General features: G+C 65.6%; 20 protein-coding genes. 9 read left to right on the forward strand and 11 right to left on the reverse strand.

Annotation, left to right across the window (positions count from 1 at the left end; all coding sequences use genetic code 11):
• The first annotated feature begins 18 nt into the window (after positions 1-18).
• The 7 genes from A5651_RS23315 to mmsB all read left to right on the forward strand — a co-directional run bounded on the left by A5651_RS23315 (position 19) and on the right by mmsB (position 7106).
• A complete protein-coding gene (locus A5651_RS23315) occupies positions 19-864 on the forward strand; it encodes an LLM class F420-dependent oxidoreductase (RefSeq protein ID WP_066986776.1) in 846 nt (281 codons plus the stop codon).
• Positions 865-902: 38 nt separating this feature from the next.
• Positions 903-1754: an LLM class F420-dependent oxidoreductase gene (locus A5651_RS23320; protein ID WP_066986779.1), complete on the forward strand. Its 852-nt coding sequence runs from the start codon at positions 903-905 to the stop codon at positions 1752-1754.
• Between the two features lie 28 nt (positions 1755-1782).
• Complete coding sequence (gene rfbB / locus A5651_RS23325) at positions 1783-2769, forward strand: dTDP-glucose 4,6-dehydratase (protein WP_066986782.1); 987 nt, start codon at positions 1783-1785, stop codon at positions 2767-2769.
• A gap of 1 nt (position 2770) precedes the next feature.
• Positions 2771-3376, forward strand: a complete 606-nt coding sequence (rfbC, locus tag A5651_RS23330) for a dTDP-4-dehydrorhamnose 3,5-epimerase (RefSeq protein ID WP_066986786.1) — start codon at positions 2771-2773, stop codon at positions 3374-3376.
• Between the two features lie 91 nt (positions 3377-3467).
• Complete coding sequence (locus tag A5651_RS23335; protein ID WP_066986789.1) at positions 3468-4988, forward strand: CoA-acylating methylmalonate-semialdehyde dehydrogenase; 1521 nt, start codon at positions 3468-3470, stop codon at positions 4986-4988.
• Positions 4989-4991: 3 nt separating this feature from the next.
• A complete protein-coding gene (locus A5651_RS23340; protein ID WP_066986792.1) occupies positions 4992-6221 on the forward strand; it encodes an acyl-CoA dehydrogenase family protein in 1230 nt (409 codons plus the stop codon).
• A 12-nt stretch (positions 6222-6233) separates the two neighbouring features.
• The gene (gene mmsB / locus A5651_RS23345) at positions 6234-7106 is read left to right on the forward strand and encodes a 3-hydroxyisobutyrate dehydrogenase (protein ID WP_066986794.1); all 873 of its coding nucleotides are present in this window, start codon (positions 6234-6236) and stop codon (positions 7104-7106) included.
• 21 nt (positions 7107-7127) lie between these two features.
• Here the strand turns inward: mmsB and A5651_RS23350 are convergent, their stop codons facing one another.
• Positions 7128-7937: an HAD family hydrolase gene (locus tag A5651_RS23350; protein WP_156663136.1), complete on the reverse strand. Its 810-nt coding sequence runs from the start codon at positions 7935-7937 to the stop codon at positions 7128-7130.
• Positions 7938-8042: 105 nt separating this feature from the next.
• Between A5651_RS23350 and A5651_RS23355 the strand changes: the two genes are divergently transcribed.
• Both A5651_RS23355 and A5651_RS23360 read left to right on the forward strand, forming a co-directional pair.
• Positions 8043-8708, forward strand: coding sequence for a response regulator transcription factor (locus tag A5651_RS23355; RefSeq protein ID WP_066986800.1), 666 nt, complete (start codon positions 8043-8045; stop codon positions 8706-8708).
• Positions 8705-9928 (forward strand): GAF domain-containing sensor histidine kinase, encoded by a 1224-nt coding sequence (locus tag A5651_RS23360; RefSeq protein WP_066986803.1) that lies wholly within the window; start codon positions 8705-8707, stop codon positions 9926-9928. Before A5651_RS23355 ends, A5651_RS23360 begins: the two co-directional genes overlap by 4 nt.
• A gap of 74 nt (positions 9929-10002) precedes the next feature.
• Here the strand turns inward: A5651_RS23360 and A5651_RS23365 are convergent, their stop codons facing one another.
• The 10 genes from A5651_RS23365 to secY all read right to left on the reverse strand — a co-directional run bounded on the left by A5651_RS23365 (position 10003) and on the right by secY (position 19066).
• Complete coding sequence (locus tag A5651_RS23365) at positions 10003-10512, reverse strand: MarR family transcriptional regulator (RefSeq protein ID WP_066986806.1); 510 nt, start codon at positions 10510-10512, stop codon at positions 10003-10005.
• A 39-nt stretch (positions 10513-10551) separates the two neighbouring features.
• Positions 10552-11589, reverse strand: coding sequence for a histidinol-phosphate transaminase (locus tag A5651_RS23370; protein WP_066986809.1), 1038 nt, complete (start codon positions 11587-11589; stop codon positions 10552-10554).
• Positions 11589-12599 carry a 3-oxoacyl-ACP synthase III family protein gene (locus A5651_RS23375; protein WP_066986812.1) on the reverse strand — a complete coding sequence of 337 codons (1011 nt, stop codon included), beginning with the start codon at positions 12597-12599 and terminating at the stop codon, positions 11589-11591. The genes A5651_RS23370 and A5651_RS23375 overlap by 1 nt, the downstream gene beginning before the upstream one ends.
• Before the next feature lie 34 nt (positions 12600-12633).
• Positions 12634-13305, reverse strand: coding sequence for a hypothetical protein (locus A5651_RS23380; RefSeq protein WP_066986815.1), 672 nt, complete (start codon positions 13303-13305; stop codon positions 12634-12636).
• The gene (locus tag A5651_RS23385; protein WP_066986818.1) at positions 13286-15007 is read right to left on the reverse strand and encodes a thiamine pyrophosphate-binding protein; all 1722 of its coding nucleotides are present in this window, start codon (positions 15005-15007) and stop codon (positions 13286-13288) included. Before A5651_RS23385 ends, A5651_RS23380 begins: the two co-directional genes overlap by 20 nt.
• A gap of 70 nt (positions 15008-15077) precedes the next feature.
• Positions 15078-15812, reverse strand: coding sequence for an anti-sigma factor (locus A5651_RS23390; protein WP_066986821.1), 735 nt, complete (start codon positions 15810-15812; stop codon positions 15078-15080).
• The gene (locus A5651_RS23395; RefSeq protein ID WP_066986823.1) at positions 15809-16321 is read right to left on the reverse strand and encodes a sigma-70 family RNA polymerase sigma factor; all 513 of its coding nucleotides are present in this window, start codon (positions 16319-16321) and stop codon (positions 15809-15811) included. Before A5651_RS23395 ends, A5651_RS23390 begins: the two co-directional genes overlap by 4 nt.
• A gap of 80 nt (positions 16322-16401) precedes the next feature.
• Positions 16402-17199, reverse strand: coding sequence for a type I methionyl aminopeptidase (gene map / locus A5651_RS23400; protein ID WP_082943939.1), 798 nt, complete (start codon positions 17197-17199; stop codon positions 16402-16404).
• Positions 17196-17744: an adenylate kinase gene (locus A5651_RS23405; protein WP_066986826.1), complete on the reverse strand. Its 549-nt coding sequence runs from the start codon at positions 17742-17744 to the stop codon at positions 17196-17198. The genes map and A5651_RS23405 overlap by 4 nt, the downstream gene beginning before the upstream one ends.
• Positions 17741-19066 (reverse strand): preprotein translocase subunit SecY, encoded by a 1326-nt coding sequence (gene secY, locus A5651_RS23410; RefSeq protein WP_066986828.1) that lies wholly within the window; start codon positions 19064-19066, stop codon positions 17741-17743. The genes A5651_RS23405 and secY overlap by 4 nt, the downstream gene beginning before the upstream one ends.
• Positions 19067-19225: the final 159 nt, after the last annotated feature.

Below are 19225 nucleotides of genomic sequence, written 5' to 3' on the forward strand. Positions count from 1 at the left end.
CCCTAGGTTGGAGGTGAAATGACAAAACCCAACTTCGGCGCGTTCGGTGTATTCGGTCACCATTCGTTGTGGCAACAACTGTCCGGTCAGCAGCTGCGGGACATCGAATCTCTCGGCTACGGAGCCATCTGGGCCGGTGGTTCGCCCGCGGCCGATCTCTCGTTTGTCGATCCCATCCTCGAGCAGACCGACGCACTGAAGGTGGCGACCGGCATCGTCAACGTCTGGACGGCCGAGCCTGGCCCCACCGCCGAATCGTTTCACCGCATCGAGAAGGCCTTCCCCGGGCGGTTCGTGCTGGGAATCGGTGTCGGCCATCCCGAGGCGCACCAGCAATACCGCAAACCCGTCGACGCGCTGACCGAGTACCTCGACAAGCTCGACGAATACGGCGTCGGTAAGGACAGCCGGGTGGTGGCCGCCCTCGGCCCGAAGGTGCTGAAGCTGTCGGCGGAACGGTCTGCCGGGGCCCACCCCTACTTGACGACACCCGAGCACACGGCCCAGGCCCGTGAACTGATCGGCGCCGAGGCGTTCCTCGCGCCCGAGCACAAGGTGGTGCTGACCACCGAAGCGGAGAAGGCCCGCGCCACCGGGCGCAAGGTGCTGGCGATCTACTTGACCTTGGCCAACTATGCGAACAACTGGAAGCGGCTCGGCTTCACCGACTCCGACATCGCGAAGCCGGGCAGCGACCGGCTGGTCGACGCCGTCGTTGCCTACGGCACGCCGGATGACATCGCCGCACGGCTCAAGGAGCACGTCACGGCGGGGGCCGACCACGTGCCGGTGCAGGTGTTGACCGGACCTGACAAGCTGGTGGCTGCACTCGGCGAACTCGCCGCACCGCTGGGCCTGCAGTAGAGCGCCGATACAAGATTTCTATATAAGGGGGACTCCGCATGACTGACGCCGTCTCGCTCAAGCCAGATTTCGGCCGATACGGGGTGTGGACTTTCGGTGCGCCCAAACCCGAACAGGCGGCCGCGATCGAGAAGCTGGGCTACAGCGCCCTCTGGATCGGCGGGTCTCCTGCCGGCAACCTCGCCTACGTTGAGCCGATCCTCGAGCAGACCGAGACGCTGCAGGTGGCCACCGGCATCGTCAACGTGTGGTCCGCGTCTGCCGCCGAAGTCGCCGAGGCCTACCACCGTGTGGAGGATGCCTATCCCGGCCGGTTTCTGCTGGGCATCGGCATCGGTCACCCGGAGCACACCGACGAATATCGCAAGCCCTACGACGTCCTCGTCGAGTACCTCGACGCGCTGGACGCCGCGAGCGTGCCGACCAGCAGGCGCGTCGTGGCCGCGCTCGGCCCCAAGGTGCTCAAGCTCGCCGCTTCGCGCAGCGCCGGTGCGCACCCGTATCTGACGACGCCCGAGCACACCGGTTCGGCGCGCGAATTGGTCGGTCCCACGGTGTTTTTGGCCCCCGAGCACAAGGTGGTGCTGACCACCGATGCGGAGGAGGGTCGCCAGATCGGCCGCCAGTCGGTGGACTTCTACCTGAATCTGAGCAATTACCTGAACAATTGGAAACGGCTCGGGTTCACCGACAAAGACCTGGCCAAGCCCGGCAGCGACCGGCTGATCGATGAACTGGTGGCCCACGGGACCGGCGACGACATCGCCAGGCGCCTCAACGAACACCTGGAAGCCGGGGCGGACCACGTGGCGATCCAGGTGCTCGGCGGGTGGGACAAGCTGCTGCCGACCCTCGAGGAACTGGCGGGGCCGCTGGGGCTTCAGGGTTAACGAATCCGTTAGCCGATACGGTAACTCCATGCGGTTGCTCGTGACTGGGGGCGCAGGGTTTATCGGCGCCAATTTCGTGCACAATGCGGTGGGTGAGCATGCCGTGACGGTGCTCGATGCGCTCACCTACGCGGGAAGCCACGAATCTCTTGCGCCCGTCGAAGACGCCATCAGACTGGTTCAGGGTGACATCGCCGATGCCGACCTGATGACGAAGTTGGTTGCCGAGGCGGACGCGGTGGTGCACTTCGCCGCCGAGACGCACGTGGACAATTCACTGGCCAATCCCGAGCCGTTCCTGCGGTCCAACGTGGTCGGCACGTACACGGTGTTGGAAGCGGTGCGGCGGCACGGAGTTCGGCTGCATCACATTTCAACCGATGAGGTGTACGGCGATCTCGAACTCGACGAGGACCGCCGCTTTACCGAAGGGACGCCGTACAACCCGTCGAGCCCGTATTCGTCGACCAAGGCCGCGGCCGACATGCTGGTCCGGGCCTGGGTCCGCTCCTACGGCGTGCGCGCAACGATTTCCAACTGCTCCAACAACTATGGGCCATACCAGCACGTGGAGAAGTTCATTCCGCGCCAGATCACCAATGTGCTCACGGGCAGACGGCCCAAGCTGTACGGCAGCGGCCACAATGTGCGCGACTGGATCCACGTCGACGACCACAACAGCGCTGTGTGGCGCATCCTCTCCGACGGCCAGATCGGGCGCACGTATTTGATCGGCGCCGAGGGTGAGCGCGACAACCTGACGGTGCTGCGCACGATTCTGAGGCTGATGGACCGCGACCCCAACGACTTCGATCATGTCACCGACCGCGTAGGCCACGACCTGCGCTACGCGATCGACCCCTCGACGTTGCAGGATGAGCTTGGCTGGGGGCCCAAGCACACTGACTTCGAGGAGGGGCTGAGTGCGACTATCGACTGGTACCGCAACAACGAATCATGGTGGGGTCCATTGAAAGAGGCCGTGGAAGCCACCTACGAGAAACAGGGGCAGTGAGGTGGAGGTACGCGAGCTGTCCGTCCCCGGCGCATGGGAGATCACGCCGAAACAACACACCGATGACCGCGGCGTGTTCTTCGAATGGTTCACCGATTCCGGGTTCCGCACGATCACCGGACATCGACTGGACCTGCGGCAGGCGAACTGCTCGGTCTCTGCCGCCGGCGTCCTTCGCGGGCTGCACTTCTCTGAGTTGCCCCCGAGCCAGGCCAAGTACGTCACCTGCGTTCGCGGCACGGTGTGGGACGTCGTCGTCGACATCCGGGTCGGCTCACCAACTTTCGGCAAGTGGGACTCGGTGCTTCTCGACGACCATAGCCGTCGCTCGGTGTACATCAGCGAGGGTCTGGCACACGGTTTCCTTGCGCTGCAGGATGATTCGACGGTGATGTATCTGTGCTCGTCTGGATACGATCCCGCCCGCGAGCACACTATCCGCGCCACCGACCCGGCGCTGGATATCCAGTGGCCCGGCACCGGAAGCGTGCTGTCGGACCGCGACGCCGAGGCGCCGATGCTCGAGGACGTCAAGGCGGCCGGCCTGCTGCCGACGTGGGACGACACCCTCGCGTTCACCGAGCAACTCCGCCGCCGCGACGCCTGACCCGCCAGCCCGCCGGCTTGCGGTACGACCTTGCCAGCGCCGCTCAGCGATTACTAGGATGTCCAAGTATCCGCAATCAAGGGGCTATGTCATGACCACACAGATTCCACACTTCATCGACGGACGCCGCAGTAATTTGGCCTCGAGCCGAACCGCCGACGTCATGAACCCCAGCACCGGCGAGGTGGCTGCTCAGGTCTTGCTGGCCTCGACCGCCGACGTCGACAGGGCGGTGGCCTCGGCAGTCGAGGCCCAGAAAGAGTGGGCGGCCTGGAATCCTCAGCGCCGCGCCCGCATCATGATGAAGTTCATCGAGCTGGTCAACGCCAACGTCGACGAGCTTGCCCAACTGCTCTCGCTCGAGCACGGCAAGACAATCGCCGACTCCAAGGGCGACATCCAGCGCGGTATCGAGGTCATCGAGTTCGCGATCGGCATCCCGCACCTGCTGAAGGGCGAGTTCACCGAGGGCGCCGGCACCGGCATCGACGTGTACTCCCTCCGGCAGCCGCTGGGCGTGGTCGCGGGCATCACACCGTTCAACTTCCCGGCGATGATCCCGCTGTGGAAGGCGGGTCCGGCGCTCGCCTGCGGCAACGCCTTCATCCTCAAGCCCTCGGAACGGGACCCGTCGGTGCCGGTACGGCTGGCCGAACTCTTCGCCGAGGCCGGTCTGCCACCGGGTGTCTTCCAGGTCGTGCATGGCGACAAGGAGGCCGTCGACGCGATCCTCGCCCATCCCGACATCCAAGCCGTCGGCTTCGTCGGCAGCTCCGACATCGCGCAGTACATCTACGCCAACGCCGCCGCCAACGGTAAGCGCTCGCAGTGCTTCGGCGGTGCGAAGAACCACATGGTCGTGATGCCCGACGCCGATCTCGATCAGGCCGTCGACGCGCTTATCGGCGCGGGATACGGCAGCGCCGGTGAGCGGTGTATGGCAATCAGCGTCGCGGTGCCCGTCGGTGACGAGACGGCAAACCGGTTGCGCGCCAGGCTCGTCGAGCGCATCAACCAGTTACGCGTCGGCCACAGCCTCGACCCCAAGGCCGACTACGGGCCGCTGGTAACCGAGGCCGCCCTCAATCGCGTGCGCGACTACATCGCCCAAGGCATCGAAGCCGGCGCCGAGGCCGTCGTCGACGGACGCGAACGCGCAAGCGACGAGCTGACGTTCGACGAAGCCGATCTGTCGAAGGGCTACTTCATCGGTCCGACGCTGTTCGATCACGTCACCCCGGACATGTCGATCTACACCGACGAGATCTTCGGCCCGGTGCTGTGCATCGTGCGCGCCGCGGATTACGAAGAGGCACTGCGGCTGCCGAGCGAACACGAATACGGCAACGGCGTCGCCGTGTTCACCCGTGACGGCGACACCGCCCGCGATTTTGTGTCACGGGTGCAGGTCGGCATGGTCGGGGTCAACGTGCCGATCCCGGTTCCGGTGGCTTACCACACGTTCGGCGGCTGGAAGCGGTCCGGCTTCGGCGACCTCAACCAGCACGGCCCAGCGTCGATCATCTTCTACACGAAGGTCAAGACCGTGACCCAGCGATGGCCGTCGGGCATCAAGGATGGCGCCGAATTCGTCATCCCCACAATGAAATAAGTCGTGCGCTTCTTCGACCTGGACGACGACGAACGCGTGATCGCCGAGACGGCGGCGGCGTTCGCCGAGAAACGTCTGGCCCCTTACGCGTTGGAGTGGGACAAGACGCATCATTTCCCGGTCGAGGAATTGCGCGAAGCCGCCGAACTGGGCATGGCGGCGATCTACTGCCGCGAGGACGCGGGCGGCAGCGGTCTGCGCCGTCTCGACGCCGTCCGCATCTTCGAGTGCCTCGCCGCAGCTGATCCCACCGTGGCGGCCTTTCTGTCCATCCACAACATGTGCGCGTGGATGGTCGACACCTACGGCACTCACGAACAGCGCAAGTCGTGGGTGCCGAAATTGGCGTCGATGGAGGCCATCGCGAGCTATTGCCTAACCGAACCTGGTGCGGGATCGGACGCCGCGGCGCTGCGCACCAAGGCCGTCCGGGACGGCGGGAATTATGTGCTCGACGGCGTCAAGCAGTTCATCTCCGGGGCGGGCGAATCGGACGTCTACATCGTGATGGCCCGCACCGGCGACCCAGAGTCCAAACCAGGGCCGCGCGGCATTTCGGCGTTCATCGTCGAAAAGGGCACTCCGGGCCTGAGTTTCGGCGCCAACGAGGAGAAGATGGGTTGGAACGCCCAACCCACCGCCCAGGTGATCTTCGAGGGCGTACGCGTGCCCGCCGAGGCGATGCTCGGCGGCACCGACGGCGAAGGCACCGGTTTCTCCATCGCCATGAACGGGCTCAACGGCGGGCGCATCAACATCGCGGCCTGCTCGCTCGGCGGGGCGCAGACCGCATACGAGAAGGCGTCGGCCTATCTGGCCGACCGTGAGGCATTCGGGGGTCCGCTGCTCGACGAGCCGACCATCCGATTCACCCTCGCCGACATGGCCACCGCGCTGGAGACGTCGCGAACCCTGTTGTGGCGGGCGGCCGTTGCGCTCGATACCAACCACCCCGACAAGGTCGAACTGTGCGCGATGGCCAAGCGCTACGTGACCGACGCCTGCTTCCATGTCGCCGATCAAGCGCTGCAGCTGCACGGTGGCTACGGCTACCTCAACGAGTACGGGCTGGAGAAGATCGTCCGCGATCTTCGGGTACACCGAATCCTCGAGGGAACGAACGAAATAATGCGGGTGGTCATCGGTCGGGCGGCCGCGGGCCGAGCCCGCAATGCGACTTCCGCGGGCCGAGCCCGCAATTCGACTTCCACGGGCCGAGCCCACGTGTCATAACCAGGAGGGTCAATGGACATCGCGTTTCTGGGACTGGGCAACATGGGTGGGCCGATGGCGGCCAACCTCGTCGCGGCCGGTCACACCGTGCATGGATTCGACCCAGTGCAAGCGCTCAAAGAGGCCGCAGAAGCCAAGGGCGTCAAGGTTTTCGACTCGGGTCCCGCGGCGGTGGCCGACGCCGGCGTGGTGATCACGTCGCTGCCCAACGGCGCGATCGTCAAGGCCTGCTACGACGAGGTGCTACCGGCAGCCAAACACGGTGCGCTGTTCATCGACACCTCGACCATCTCGGTCGCCGACGCCCGCGACATTCACGCCCAAGCAACCGAGCGCGGTTTCGCGCAGTTGGATGCGCCGGTGTCCGGCGGTGTCAAGGGCGCCACCGCGGGCACGCTGGCGTTCATGGTGGGTGGCGAGGACGACGCGGTGGAACGCGCGAGGCCGGTACTGGAACCGTTGGCCGGCAAGATCATTCACTGCGGCGGTTCCGGGAACGGCCAAAGCGCCAAGCTGTGCAACAACATGGTGCTGGCGGTGCAGCAGATCGTCGTCGGAGAAGCCTTCGTGCTGGCCGAGAAGCTCGGCCTGTCCGCGCAGTCGTTGTTCGACGTCATCACCGGCGCGACCGGCAACTGCTGGTCGGTGCACACCAACTGCCCCGTGCCGGGGCCTGTGCCGACGTCGCCCGCCAACAACGACTTCAAGCCGGGGTTCGCGACCGCGTTGATGAACAAGGACCTCGGCCTGGCGATGGACGCCGTCAAGTCGACGGGGTCGGCGGCGCCGCTGGGCAGTCACGCCGCCGAGATCTACGCGCAGTTCGCGGCCGACCGCGCAGACAAGGACTTCAGCGCGGTGATCGAACTGCTGCGCGGTAGCTGATAGGCCGCGAATGCCGTTTCTTCAGGCGGCGTCGGCAGGCTTGTGCAGCGCGCACCAACGGCGGTGCATCCGTTGGCAATCCGCTATCCGCATCGGCTCGTCGCCGGCGTAATCAGGCCGCACAGAAACCGCGGCGGGAATGTCGGGGGCGCCGTCCCCGGTGATCACAGCCGTCGCCAGACCCGTCGACGTCGCCGCGCGCAGCCCCGATGCGGACCCGGTGATGGCAAGCGCATCCTCAGCCTGTATCCCCAGCTCCCACAGCGCCGTTCGGAATACCTCCGGGTCGGGCATGGATTTCTTGACGTCATCGGCGGTCACCACCGTCTCGACGATGCCGTCGCCGACCAGTTGGCGCACCAGCGGCTCGGCCCAGCTGCGCCGGCCACTGGTGACCACCGCGACGGCCACGCCCGCGGTGAACGCTTCGGTGACGAGGTCGGCCAGACCCGGCCGCGGCGTCAGCCCGGCGTCGAGGATCATCTCGTCGAGCATCATCGTCTTGGTGTTGAAGATGTCGTCGGCGAGCAACTGGGTCAGCACATCGGACTCGGTAGAGACGCTGCGCTTGCGCAGCTCGGCCGAAATGCGCTGGCGCTCATCCGACAGGGCCAGCAGCTGCCGATACCTCGTCACGGACCATTCGAAATTCAGCCCGTGCTCGGCGAAGGCGGCGTTATACGCGAGGCGGTGCCCGTCGCACTCGACGTCCGCCAGCGCGTCGAGGTCGAAGATCAGCGCTCGCAGCGAATCCACCTCGGCGCCGACAGGCGACGCGCAATCCCACCAGAACCGTCCGGCACGCCATGTCTTCTGCTGTGTCATAGGCACGTTGATTAGGGTGGCCCACACCACACGTTGGCTGCCTCCCCCATTGGGGGGATTGGCCAGGCCAAGTTGTGGGGGTGTGCTCTCCCCCGGCTCTAAGGTATTGCCATGGCCTCCGACACCCCGCCAGTACGAATCGTGCTGGTAGACGACCACGAGATGGTCATCGAGGGACTCAAGGCGATGCTCGCTGCCTTCGCCGACCGGGTGGAGGTAGTGGGGCAGGCCGTCGGTGCTGAGCGAGCGCTCAGCGTGGTTGACGAACTCGATCCCGACATCGTGCTTTCCGACGTGCGGATGCAGGGTTCGTCCGGACTGGACCTGTGCCAGGCCCTGCGGGAGCGTAAGCAAGACCGCAAAGTCGTCATGCTGTCGGTCTACGACGATGAGCAGTACCTGTTCCAGGCCCTGCGCGTAGGCGCGGCCGGCTACCTGTTGAAGAGCATCAGCAGCGACGAGCTGGTGCGGCAGCTCGAGTTCGCTCACCGCGGCGCGACAGCCATCGATCCGGGCATGGCAGCCCGTGCCGCCGACACCGCCGCCAGGATGCAGCGCGACGAGTTCTGGCCCGGTGCCCGCCAAGGCCTCACCCAGCGCGAGAGCGAGATCCTCTCCCTGGTCGTCAACGGGCTGTCCAACCGGGGTATCGCGGCCAGGCTCGTCATCAGCGACGAGACGGTGAAAACCCACCTGCGGTCGATCTATCGCAAGCTGGGTGTCAGCGATCGCACCGGCGCCGTCGCCACCGCTCTGCGGGAAGGTATCTACCAATGAGTCCGGTCGGCGGAGGTCCGTTGCGTCCCAACGCTGTTCGCGATCTCGTCGACGCCGACCGTGAGCTCGCCCTCTTGCGTGAGCTGATCCAGGCGGCTTCCAGCGGCCCCGGTGTCGAGCCGCTCGCCGCGGCGGCCGCCCGGATGATCACCGCCGCCACCGCTACCGATGTCTGCTTCGTGCACGTGCTCGACGACAGCGATCGGTCGCTGACGCTGGCCGGTGCGACGCCGCCGTTCGACAGCGAGGTGGGCAAGATCCGGCTTCCGTTGGGCTCCGGTGTATCCGGCTGGGTCGCCAGCCATCGTGAACCGGTCGTCATCACCCACGACAAGGAATCCGACCCGCGGTACATGCCGTTCCAGTCGCTTCGCGGGTCCGACTTCACGTCGATGGTGTCGGTGCCGATGGAGACCGACCCCGGCGGCCTGGTCGGCGTGCTCAACGTGCACACCGTCGAGCGGCGGGAGTTCACGCCCGGCGATGTCGAACTGCTGCTGGTGATCGGCCGGCTCATCGCAGGGGCGCTGCACCAAGCGCGGTTGCACCGGCAACTCGTCGCCCGCGAACGCGCGCACGAGAACTTCGTCGAGCAGGTCATCGAGGCCCAGGAGCTCGAACGTCGCCGGTTGGCCGGTGATATTCACGACGGCATCTCGCAGCGGTTGATCACACTGTCCTACCGGCTCGACGCAGCGACGCGCGCGACCGATTCCGCCGCAATGGCCGAACAACTGGGTATGGCAAGGGAACTCGTCGAGCTCACCCTGCAGGAGGCGCGCGCGGCGATCAGCGGGCTGCGTCCTCCGGTGCTCGATGACCTGGGGCTGGCAGGCGGACTGGCCAGCCTCGCGCGTTCGATCGGCCAGATCGACGTGAAGGTCGACCTCGCCGACACGCGGTTGCCCGACCACATCGAGCTCGCGTTGTACCGCATCGCCCAGGAATGCCTGCAGAACGTCGTCAAACACGCACAGGCGTCGACGGCGCGGTTGTTGTTCGTGGTCGAGGACGACACGGCCCGGCTCGAAATCGTCGACGACGGAGTGGGTTTCGATACGTTCGAGCACCCGCTGGGTGGCGACGAGATGGGCGGCTATGGTCTGCTGTCGATGGCCGAGCGCGCCGAGATCGTCGGCGGCCGGCTCAACATCCGGTCGCGCCCCGGTGCGGGCACCGCCGTCACGGCGACCATCCCGCTACCCAACGTCGCCGACTAGCGATGCACCGCTGGTTTGTGAACTTGACGACGTTTTTCGGCGTTTTTCCGTCGTCAGATTCGCAAACGAAGGCGCTAGAAGTCGCCCGCTTGGCGGCGCAAGGTTTCGATCGAGGCGGCCAGCGCCCGCGACTCCTCGTCGGAGATGCCGATGTCGGCGAAGACGTCGTTGTTGAGCGTGACGGTCGCATCTTCGACGGTGGACCGGCCGAGCTCGGTGATCTGCACCAGCGTGGTGCGCCCGTCGGTGGGGTGCGGCAGCCGCTTAACCAGCCCATGTGCCTCCAGCCGCCGGATCGCATGCGTGACGCTGGTGACATGGACTTGCAGCCGGTCGGAGGCCTTGGTGATCGGCAGCGCGCCGTTGCGGGTGAATGCCAGCAGCCGCAGCAGCTCGTAGCGCGCGAAGCTGAGGTCATAGGGCCGCAGCGCGTTCTCGACACGAGCCAACAGGATCTGGTGCGCACGCATGACCGAGGTGACCGCGACCATGCCGTCGGCCACATCTGCCCACCCGGCACGCTCCCAGTTGGCTCGCGCGAGCTCGATGGGGTCCCGCTTGCGCCCGGAGGGTTCTGAGGCCACGCCTCTTCATACCGCAGCCCACGGGGAACGAGGCGGGATTTAGGTCGACGCGAACGGCTCCAGCGCGCTCAGCACGGCCCGCGTCGACTGGCGGTTGCCCACAGTGATCCTCACGCTGCCGTTGGCGTATTCGCGGACCTGGAGGCCGGTGTTTTCGAAGAACTGCCGCCACGGCGTGCTGTTGGCCGGCAAGTACACGAAATTGGCGTGCCCATCGGTGCTGTAGATCCCCATCGAGTGCAGCCGCATCCGCAGATAGCGTCGTTCCGACGAGATCATCTGGATCCGTTGCTGCAGTTGACTTTCCGCATCATAGGAGGCAGCGACCGCCACCAGACTGGTGATGCCGATGCCGAACGGCAACTGCATCGTCCACAGTTTCCTGGCTAGATCGGGCGCACAGAAGCCGTACCCGATGCGCAGCCCGGCCAGTCCGTAAGCCTTCGAAAAGGTGCGCAGCACCACCAGATTGGGGAACCGCTTGACCAGCGCAAGCGCGTCGAGCTGGTGCTCTGGGGCGAGGAATTCGACGTAGGCCTCGTCGAGCAGGACGACGGTGTCCGACGGCACGCGGGTCAAGAACTGCTCGACGTCGCCGGCCGGTTCGATGGTGCCGGTCGGATTGTGCGGACGGCAGAGCACCACCACGCGTGCGTCTGCGGCCGCCTCGGCCATGCCATTTAGGTCATGGTGACCGTGTTCGTCCAGGTCGACGGTCACCGAAACCAGCCGGGCCATCTGCGCGAAGATCGGGTAGCCGTCGAACGTCGGCGACGTCATCACCATCCGGTCGCCCGGGCTGGTCACCGCGCGCAACACCTGCATGATCACCCCGGTCGCGCCGGCGCCGATCACCACCTGCTCCTCACCGACCCCGACATGCGCGGCGATCAACGCGCGCAGCCGCTCGGGCAGAAATTCTGGATAGCGATTGGCGACATCGAGTGACTCGGTCAGCGCCGACCGAACCCCGGGCAGCGGCGGGAACGGATTCTCGTTGAGCGACAACGCCAGCGGGTTCACCGCGCTCGGCAACGCGGATACCGCTTCGGTCAGCTCGCTCTGCGCCGAGCCCATCATCCCCGACCGCCCCACCGAATGGCGGCCGCGCCCGCGAAGTCACCCGCATGGGCGAAGGCAGCCATAAGCGCCACGTCGCCCGCCTTGAGCTGGCCGTCGGAGATCGCGGCCTCCAGGTTCACCGGGATCCCTGCGGCGAACAGGTTGCCGCACCGGTCGAACGTGTCGCGATGCTTTTCTCGCGGCAGCTCCAACGCCTCGCGCCAGTTCCGCAGGAACGCCCGGTTGGGCTGGTTGGTCACCAACAGGTCCAGATCCTTCGGCTTGACGCCGATCCGGTCGCAGACGGCGTAGGAGACTTCGGGCACCTGCCGGTTACCCCGCGCGAGCACCTTGGTGATCTTGCTTTCGGTGAAGCCGATACAGCCCTCGCCGGGACCCGCTTGCCACCACTTGCGGTATGGGTCGACCGCGATGGTCATGTCGCCGGCGAACTCGCCGTAGGTACGGCATTCGATGTCGAGAATCGGCGACGTGTCCGACCGCGCGAGCAGGCCGACGGCCGCGCCGTCCCCGGGCACCGACGCCTGCGCCTTCGCGCGAACGGTCGCCTGGTCGAAGATGGTGCCCGCCGCATTCTGGACGACGGCGATCAGCGCCGTCTCCGCTTGGCCCGACTCGATCAGCGACCGAGCTACGTTCATGGCGAGCAGGAACGCCGCACACCCGCCGTTGTGCAGATCGAGCACCCAGTTGGGTTTCATGCCGAGCCGATGCGCGACGCCACCGCCGCTGCCGTAGAACGGCATGTCCGGCAACTGAACATGAGTGATCAGCACGTCGACGTTGGCTATTGTGTCCTGGCCGTGACGTTCGACCAGTCCGGCCGTCGCACGCTCGACCATGTCGATGGCCGTCTCGTCCTCGGCCACATGGTGGCGAAGCCTCGGGGCCCGGAACATCACGTTGTCGCGCAGGTCGTCGGTTTCGGCGAACCCGGCGTAGTAGTCGGCGCTGACCGGTTCGCCCGGCAGGTACGTCGAAATATCCAACAAGCTGGTTGTCATTGTGCTCCTCGCGTCCGCGTGGTCATCATGTTCCTCACTTCATCCACGCCGGAGTGACCGGCAAGCCGTTGTGATGCCTGTATTCGGCAATTGCCTTGAGGTTCTTCAGCTCCAGTAGATGACCGGGACCGAACATCTCCCAGAAGTCGCCTACCCACACCGGTCGCGCCGGTGGCGCGGTCTCGGGGTACGGATTCTTGTCGTAGAACGGGTGATGGCAGTTGGTCCACAGCACAACCGATCCCGGCTTGTCGAATACCAGCTGCGCATCGACAATGCGCATCAAATAGATCATCCATAGGTGCTTGCCCTGATCCCACGCGCAGTGATAGTCGACCGTACGGGCCTCTTTGTTGGCGACGGTGCGGGTGAAGATCGGGCTTCCTTTGTCACCGCCCAGCTTGTCGTATGCCACCCAGAGTCCCGGTTCCTCGGTCGGTGCGAAACCCCGCAGGCTGTAAGTCCACTCTTCCAGGCAGCGGGTATCGGACATGTAGTCGAACAGCTCGTCAGGCGGACAGTCGATGTAATCGTTGACAGTGCAATAGGTTCCGAACACCTCGTCGTGCGGATAAACCGACCGCATCATGTCCATGATGATCGGGGTGGCCTTCTCCCTTGGCATGTCCTCAACACGGATCAACCCGTCGATCGGGTCTGCCGAGCCACGGTGGGCGGTGATGTCATCAAGCGCGGGCAGCGACATTGGAACTGGTCTCCTCTGCGATAACGGACTTCTTCACGGCCCCCTTGCCGAGAAAGTTTGCAAACGGCGGGATTTCGTCTGCCGAGCATTCGACCGCGACCACCGACGGGCCGTCGATATCGAGTGCGGTCTGCACGGCCATCGGCAGCGCGTCGATCGTGTCGACGTCGACGGAGAAAAGCCCAGGGAACATGGCCGCGAGACCGGCGCCGAGCCGGCTCGGGCCGAAGCGGTTGTAGCTGTAAAGATCGTCATAGAACAGCTGCTCTCGCGTCACGCACATTGCGTGCGCGTGATTGTCGAACAGCAGGAAGGTGACCGGCAGTCCGTACTGGACAGCGGTATGAATCTCCATGCCGTGCATGAAGAATGAGCCGTCGCCGGCTATGACCACGGTGCGGCGCCCGCGCCCGAATGCCATTCCGAGCGCGGCCCCGAAGCTGTACCCCATGCCGCCCATGCCCAGCGCGACGACGAAGCGGCCGTCCCGGCGGGCGGGCAGGTGGTGGATCGCCGATGCGCCGATGTTGCCTGCATCGGCGACGATGTCGACGCCGTCGGGTAGCGCGGCGTCGAGCACAGCCATCGCCTCGCGGTAGCGCACCCCCGGTCCGTCGTGCGGAGGAGGCTGCAGCTCGACCTTGGGCACCGCATCGGGGACCCGCACACGCGTCGGGCGGCCGTTGCCGTTCAACTCCTGGGCCAGCAGGCGCAGCGATCCTCGCAGATCCTCGGTGTGGACATGCGTGGAGGGGACGAACGGGACCGCCGACCCGAGCGAATAGATGGGTACCGAGGCCAGCGCGTCGTCGAGTCCGGCCCGCGCGGTGACGGTCAGCCGGGTGCCGACGATCAGACACAACGCGCTGTCGGCGATCGCTGCGGCCACACCGGGATGTCCCATGACACCGGTTACGCCGAGCGACGACGACGACCCCAGCCCCGGTGTGCCGGCGACATCCTTGGCGTCGGGCACGGTGGCCACCCGGGCGCGCAGCATCGAACGCAGCTGCGCGAGTTCGGCGCGGGCGTCGTCGCGGGCGACCTGCTCACCGGCGATGATCGTGATCGGTCCGTCGGCTCGCCGCAGTGCCCGTGCGATGGTCTGCGGATTGCCCATTGCACCGCCTGCGGCGAAGCCGTTGACAGGGGCGAAGGTAGCCAGTTCGGCCTGCTGGATGTCCTTGGGCAGCAACAGCACTGCCGGTCCGCCGCGCCTGGCGGCCGCGATAGCTTCGGGCAGGCTCGTGATGATCTGCTCGGGTGTGACGATCCGTCGGCAGAACACGGAGACCGCGGAGAACAGCGCCTCACCGTCCAGCGCGCCGTTACGCCCGCTGGTGTCCTGGAAGGCGCCGCAGCCGTCAAGCGTGCTCGGGGGTTGGCCGATCAGCGCGAGCACCGGAACCCGGCTGGCCAGCGCCTCGCCAAGTCCGGCAACGGTATTCAGGCATCCGCCGCCCGACGTCGCGGCCACCACGCCCAGTCCGGAGCCGCCGCGGCTGAACCCGTCGGCCATGGTCGCTGCGGAGAACTCGTGCTTGGCCAATACCGCGGTGATGCCGTCGTGGAAGTGCGCGGCGTCGTAGAGATCCTCGATGTTGGCACCGTCGACTCCGAAGATGTAGTCGACCCCGGTGGCCGCCAGCTGACCGACGATGTGATCAACAACCCTGCCGACCACTCGATCGCGATGAGCCATTCATTCACCTGCTTCCGCACCTGCAAGTGACACGGCTCATGAGCAACCACGGTTCAATCCGTGACCGGGCTCACAGATCTGTTTGCAACAACACCGCTCGCGTATCAGTGTCGACGAGTTGGACCGACTTGATCTGGTCCTTCTGCATCGTCGTGTTGCCGCTCGGCATGGCGGTGGCACCGTTCACGCCGATCCAGGTTGCGACCTCGCTCTGAGTTCCGTTGTGCCCCACAAGAACCATGCCCAGGTTCGCCGTCGTCGCCTCACCGCGGCTGGCGTAGTCACCGTAGGTGCAGACCATGTCGATGCGGGTGCCCCAACCGAAACCGGTCAACGTGACCGTGGCGTTGATGGGTGTCTGCGCGACCTTGCTCATCGTGACGGCCGACGCCATCGGGGTTTCATCGCCGCCGTTGCCGCGGATGCCGGGCAGGATCGCAATGACCACCGCGACGACCAGCACCGCCGCTGCGGCCGCCAGCGTGATGACGCTGAACCGGCGCGTGCGTCGCCGTCGCCACTGCACTTTATGCAGCAGCTCGTCGAGCACCTCGGGGCGCAGCGGCGGATCACCTGCTGCGGGCTCGTCAAGTGCCTGCACTTCGTCGGCGGTCAGCTGCGCCAGGATCGCGGGCATGCCGCTCAGCTCGGCGACTGCCGCGCTGCAGCGCGCGCAGGTGGCCAGATGCGCCTCGTAATCTCGTCGTTCCGTTCCCGACAGCGAGCCAAGCACGTAGGAGGCGTCCCACATTTCGTAGGGATCGTCGCCGCGCGGATCGTCGTCGCGGTTCGCGTGTTGCGTCATCGGGTCACCCCCATTTCCTGCAGACTGAGGCGCAGCGCGCGCACGGCGTAGTGCAGCCTCGATTTCACGGTCCCCTCGGCAATGTCCAGGTCGGCAGCGATCTGGGAGGTCGTCCATCCCTGGTAGTACGACCGATTGATCACTGCGCGGTGTTCGGGGGAGAGCTGTGCCAGGGCCCCGCTCAACATCATTCGGTCCAAGGCGGAATCCACCTCATCCGGGCCGGCGCGATCGTAGGTCTTCTCCGGGTCCGGGGTTCCGGACTCGCTGCGAAACCTAGCGCTGCGCCGCTCATCGATAATCATATTTCGGGCGACAGTGAACAGCCAGGCTCGTGCCGACCGCTCGCCGTCGGTTACTTCGGGATGCTGCCACGCCCGCAGCAAAGTTTCTTGCACCACATCCTCTGCTCGCGCTCGATCTCCGGTGAGCCGCACCGCATAGCGCCACAACGCGGGACCGTGCTCCTGGTAGAGCACACGCATCAATGCGGCCTCGGGATCGTCCATTCATACCTCCCTCGTTATTACGAGACAGAGGCCGACGAAGTTCACAGGTTTTCCCCAAACTTCGAAGGAAATCCGCTGATCTAGCGGGTCAGGATGCGGGGCCCCTCGTCGGTGACGGCCACGGTGTGTTCCCAGTGGGCGGCTCGGGATCCGTCAGCGGTGACCACCGTCCAGTGGTCGTCCAGCTCGACGGTCTTGGTGGTGCCGAGGGTGAGCATCGGCTCGATTGCCAGCACCGAGCCGGCAACCAGATAGGGCCCGCGCCCGGGCTGGCCCTCATTGGGCAGGAACGGATCCATGTGCATGCGCCTGCCGATGCCGTGGCCGCCGTAGCCGGCCACGATGGCGAACGTGCGGCCGTGCCGCTTCTCAGCCTCGCGGGTACCGGTCTCGATGGCGTGGGACACGTCGGTCAGCCGATTGCCGGGCACCATCGCGGCGATGCCCGCTTCCATGGACTCCTTGGTGGCGTGCGACAGCGCCTGGTCGGCCGGGGCCAGCTCGCCGACCCCGAACGTGATTGCCGAGTCGCCGTGCCAGCCGTCGACGATCGCGCCGCAGTCGATCGACACCAGGTCAGCGGCCGCCAATGTCTCGGTAGCCGACGGGATCCCGTGGACGACACGGTCGTTGATCGACGAGCAGATGCTGGCGGGGAAGCCGTGATAGCCGAGAAACGACGGAACACCGCCTCCGTCGCGGATCACCGCTTCGGCGATCTGGTCGAGCTCCAGGGTGGACACTCCCGGCACGGCGGCGGCGCGCACGGACTGAAGGGCGCTGGCCACCAGCGCGCCGGCGACAGCCATCGCGTCGAGTTCGCCCGGGGTACGCGGGTCGACCACCTTACGGGTGCGCAATCCCGGCAGCGAGATCACTTGCCCAGTGCGCGCAGGGCGCGACCGAAGACCTCGTCGAGACCCCCGACCGCGTCGACCGTCTGCAGGTTGTTCTTGCTGTAGTACTCCAGCAGCGGCTTGGTTTCGTCCGCGTACACCTTCATCCGGTTGTGGATGACCTCTTCGGTGTCGTCGGCACGGCCGCGCGCCTTGAGCCGCTCGAACAGCTCCTCCTCGGAGACCACGAACTCCAGCACGGCGTCGAGCTTGGTGTTGTGGTTCTTGAGCATTTCGTCGAGCGCTCGCGCCTGTTCCACCGAACGCGGATAGCCGTCGAGGATGAACCCGTCGGCGGCATCGGGCTGCTCGATGCGGTCCTCGACCAGCTTGTTCGTCAGCTCGGACGGCACCAGGTCGCCCGCGTCGAGGTAGCGCTTGGCTTCCAGACCAAGCTCGGTGCCGTTGCTGATGTTCTCGCGGAAGAGGTCACCGGTCGAGATCTGCGGAATGCCGAGCTTCTCGGACAGCTTCTCCGCCTGCGTCCCTTTGCCCGCCCCCGGCGGCCCGAGCAGTACGACTCTCACTTCAGGAACCCTTCGTAGTTGCGCTGCATCAGCTGGCTCTCAATTTGTTTGACCGTATCCAAACCGACGCCAACCATGATCAGAACCGCTGTGCCACCGAACGGCAAGTTCTGCACGCCGCCGGTGTTTCCGATCTCGAGGAACAGGTTCGGCAAGACGGCGATGACGCCCAGGTAGATCGAGCCGGGCAGGGTGATCCGGTTGAGCACGAAGCGCAGATAGTCAGCGGTTGGTTTGCCGGGCCGGATGCCGGGGATGAAGCCGCCGTACTTCTTCATCTCGTCGGCGCGCTCGTCGACGTTGAACTGGACCGAGACGTAGAAGTAGGTGAAGAAGACGATCAGTGCGAAGTAGATCGTGATGTAGGACCAGCTAGCCGGGTTGGTGAGGTAGTTAGCGACGAGCTTGTCCCACCAGCCGGTTGACTGGTTGGTGCGCCCGCTCTGGATCAGCTGCGTGATCAAGTGCGGGATGTAGATCAGCGAGGACGCGAAGATCACCGGGATGACGCCCGCCTGGTTGACCTTCAGCGGCAGATAGGTCGACGTGCCGCCGTACATCTTGCGGCCCACCATGCGCTTGGCGTATTGCACCGGAATGCGGCGCTGGCCCTGCTCGACGAAGACCACGCCGATGATGATCACCAGCGCGGCCACCAGGACCGCGGTGAAGACCACCGGACCGCGGCTGTCGAGAATGCTCTTGCCCTCCGACGGGATACGGGCGGCGATGCTGGCGAAGATCAGCAGCGACATGCCGTTGCCGATGCCGCGCTCCTGGATCAGCTCGCCCATCCACATCACCAGCGACGCCCCGGCGGTCATCACCACGACGATGACGGCCAGGCTGAAGATCGACGAGTCCTCGATGATGTCGAGGGTGCAGCCCTGCAGCAGCCCGCCGTTGGCGGCCAGCGCGACGATGCTCGTCGCCTGGAGCAGCGCCAGCGCGATCGACAGGTAGCGGGTGTACTGGGTCAGCTTCGCCTGACCGGCCTGGCCCTCCTTGCGCAGCTCCTCGAAGCGAGGGATCACCACACCGAGCAACTGCACGATGATGCTCGCGGTGATGTAGGGCATGATGCCGATCGCGAACACCGCGAGCTTCAGCAGCGCGCCGCCGGAGAACAGGTTGATCAGCGAGTAGATCTGCGCGGAGTCGCCACCGCTGAGCTGCGTGATGCACTTTTCGACGTTCGGGTAGTTGACACCGGGAGACGGGATCGACGCGCCGATCCGGTAGAGGATCAGAATGGCGAGCGTGAAGAGGATCTTGCGTCGGAGGTCAGCTGTCCGCAGCGATGAGATGAAAGCCGAAAGCACTCTTCCTCCTGCGCAGCCGGGCTGATATCGCGGCGTGCCAAATGGGCTGGTCTCTACCAGCGTCGGTCAAGTCAATATGGCGAGTCCTGACAGCCTGGGTGCTGCGGAGTCGCGCAGTCTACGAGAGTAACAGTTATGGCCCATCGGCCCTGCATCCAC

The organism is Mycobacterium sp. 1274761.0 (assembly GCF_001668615.1).
Lineage (GTDB): Bacteria > Actinomycetota > Actinomycetes > Mycobacteriales > Mycobacteriaceae > Mycobacterium.